Annotated in this window: 1 protein-coding gene; it reads right to left on the reverse strand. The window is 64.1% G+C overall.

Features of this window, described 5'->3' with window-relative positions; translation table 11 throughout:
* Positions 1 to 11: 11 nt before the first annotated feature.
* On the reverse strand, positions 12 to 1,091 hold a 1,080-nt coding region (locus WS49_RS07615; RefSeq protein ID WP_059526065.1), incomplete at its 5' end, for an ABC transporter ATP-binding protein.

The following is a 1,091-nucleotide window of genomic DNA, read 5'->3' on the forward strand; positions in this document are numbered from 1 at the left end:
TCATGTCGCCCTCACTGCGTCAGCACGACGCCGCTGGCCGGCGACCACGACACGAACACGTCGTCGTTCCACGCCGGCGCGCTGTCGTGCATCAGGTGCGAGCTCGACAGGTTCGACACCACCGTCTTGCCGCTCGGCAGGCGCACGTGATACAGCGAGTACGCACCCATGTACGCGATGTCGGTCACCACGCCGCGCGCCCAGTTGTGATGCGAGCCGGGTTTTTCGCGCGACACGTGCACGCGTTCCGGGCGCACCGAGATGCCGACCGGCATGCCGAGGGGGCCGGTCACGCCGTGGCTCACGTACATGCGTGCCTCGAGGTCGTCGCTCTCGACGAAGATGTGATCGGGTTCGTCCTCGACCACGCGCCCTTCGAACAGATTGGTCGAGCCGATGAACTCGGCCGAGAAGCGGCTGTTCGGGTATTCGTACACTTCGCCCGGCGTGCCGATCTGCACGATCTTGCCTTCGCTCATCACCGCGAGGCGGCTCGCCATCGTCATCGCTTCTTCCTGGTCGTGCGTGACCATCACGCAGGTCACGTCGACCTTTTCGATGATGTTCACGAGTTCGAGCTGGGTCTTCTGACGGATCTTCTTGTCGAGCGCGGACATCGGCTCGTCGAGCAGCAGCAGCTTCGGGCGCTTCACCAGCGAGCGGGCGAGCGCGACGCGCTGCTGCTGGCCGCCCGACAGTTGATGCGGCTTGCGCTTCGCGTACTTGCTCATCTGCACGAGCGCGAGCGCGTCGGCCACGCGTTCCTTGATTTCGTTCTTCGGCGTGCCTTCCTGCTTCAGTCCGAACGCGACGTTCGACTCGACCGACATGTGCGGAAACAGCGCGTACGACTGGAACATCATGTTCACCGGCCGGCGGTACGGCGGCAGCGACGCGAGGTCCTCGCCGTCGACGAAGATCTTGCCGGAGGTGGCCGTTTCCAGCCCGGCGAGCATGCGCAACAGTGTCGACTTGCCGCAGCCCGAACTGCCGAGCAGTGCGAACAATTCGTTCTTCGCGATCGTCAGGTTGACGTTGTCGACGGCCGTGCTGTCGCCGAACTTCTTCACGACGTTTTCGATGCGCACGAA

The organism is Burkholderia sp. RF7-non_BP4 (assembly GCF_001521935.1).
In the GTDB taxonomy this organism is placed as follows: domain Bacteria; phylum Pseudomonadota; class Gammaproteobacteria; order Burkholderiales; family Burkholderiaceae; genus Burkholderia; species Burkholderia diffusa.